The sequence below is a fragment of the Acutalibacter caecimuris genome, assembly GCF_034335085.1.
Lineage (GTDB): Bacteria > Bacillota > Clostridia > Oscillospirales > Acutalibacteraceae > Acutalibacter > Acutalibacter caecimuris.
In genome coordinates this window covers 1-954 of record NZ_JAWXXJ010000079.1, presented here as the reverse complement: position 1 = coordinate 954, position 954 = coordinate 1, and the positions used below count along the sequence as shown (strand labels likewise).

Below are 954 nucleotides of genomic sequence, written 5' to 3'. Positions count from 1 at the left end.
CCTGATTTTCTCCCACGCTCTGTCGCTTATATCGTGCCGATGCTGTTCTCCCGCCATTTTTTTGCCCTCCTCTTCTTTGAGGTCTATTATATCATATTTTTATTGACGACGCCGCCTAGGAATCCTCAAAAACTTTTAAGCCGTCCCCCACCGCCCTATCCCCGCCACTTTCCCCTCGACCACACACATCATCGCGTCCCCCTTTCCTTTTAAAAAATGTCCCTTAGGGATCCCAAAAAACTTTTAAGCCGTCCTCCACCGCCCTATCCCCGCCACTTTCCCCTCGACCACACACATCATCGCGTCCCCCTTTCCTCTTAAAAAATGTCCCTTAGGAATCCCTAAAAACTTTTAAGCCGTCCTCCACCGCCCTATCCCCGCCACTTTCCCCTCGACCACACACATCATCGCGTCCCCCTTTCCTTTTAAAAAATGTCCCTTAGGGATCCCTAAAAACTTTTAAGCCGTCCTCCACCGCCCTATCCCCGCCACCCGCCCGCTCGACCACGCATATCATCGCGCACTTTACGGTAAATGTTTTTGAAAAGCCCCCCTTCCCATTTTTAAAGAGTAACCTAAGTGCCCACCCAAAAACGAAACATAAAAAGTTTCATCCACTTTTCAAAAGGTGTGAGGAACCCCGCACACCTTCATAAACATCACACATCAACATTAGGGCTTGTTTGAAAAATCGAAAACGTCGTCTTTTTTGCCATAAGAGGCCACTTTCTACGTCGAAAATCCTCGTCAATCGCGAGATTGCCTTGCGGTTTTCTCCTTGAAACTGACCGCTTCTGGTCAAAAATCCGTCCTTTCCTCTATTTTCAAACAAGCCCTAGATAGTGTCTACACAAGGTAGAGGAATTGTGATAGAATAGAAGCATCAAAAAAGACAGGAGAGGAAAAGATGGATGCTTCCTATCACAGACATGACATAAGCGATCAAGTGTGGTC

General features: G+C 47.2%; 1 protein-coding gene. It reads left to right on the top strand.

The features are described from left to right. On the top strand, positions 1-213 hold a 213-nt coding region (locus U8U01_RS17215), incomplete at its 5' end, for a hypothetical protein (protein WP_322176813.1). Positions 214-954: the final 741 nt, after the last annotated feature.